General features: G+C 65.8%; 1 protein-coding gene. It reads left to right on the plus strand.

All coding sequences use genetic code 11. From position 1 onward, the window contains the following. On the plus strand, nt 1–657 hold a 657-nt coding region (locus EOC06_RS38245; protein ID WP_281062148.1), incomplete at both ends, for a TCP-1/cpn60 chaperonin family protein.

Consider the following 657-nt stretch of genomic DNA (forward strand, 5'->3'; position numbering starts at 1 on the left):
AACATGCTCGGCCGCGCCAAGAAGGTGTCGATCTCCAAGGAGAACACCACCATCGTCGACGGCGCCGGCAAGAAGGCCGAGATCCAGGGCCGCGTCGCCCAGATCAAGCAGCAGATCGAAGAGACCACTTCGGACTACGACAAGGAGAAGCTGCAGGAACGTCTGGCGAAGCTCGCCGGCGGCGTTGCGGTGATCCGCGTCGGCGGTGCGACGGAAGTCGAAGTCAAGGAAAAGAAGGACCGCGTCGACGACGCCCTCAACGCGACCCGCGCGGCCGTCGAAGAAGGCATCGTTGCTGGTGGTGGCGTCGCGCTGCTGCGCGCTTCGGCCAACATCAAGGCCACCGGCGTCAACGCCGACCAGGCCGCCGGCATCAACATCGTGCGTCGTGCGCTGCAGGCTCCGGCCCGCCAGATCGCGGCCAACGCCGGTGCGGAAGCATCGATCGTTGCCGGCAAGATCCTTGAGAACAAGGGCGCGACCTTCGGCTACAACGCCCAGACCGGCGAGTATGGCGACATGATCGCCATGGGTATCGTCGATCCGGTCAAGGTTGTCCGTACGGCTCTTCAGGACGCGGCCTCGGTCGCCGGCCTGCTGGTCACCACCGAAGCCATGATCGCGGAGGCTCCGAAGAAGGAGTCGGCTGGCGGCGGC

The organism is Mesorhizobium sp. M7A.F.Ca.MR.362.00.0.0, assembly GCF_004023175.1.
Taxonomy (GTDB): domain Bacteria; phylum Pseudomonadota; class Alphaproteobacteria; order Rhizobiales; family Rhizobiaceae; genus Mesorhizobium.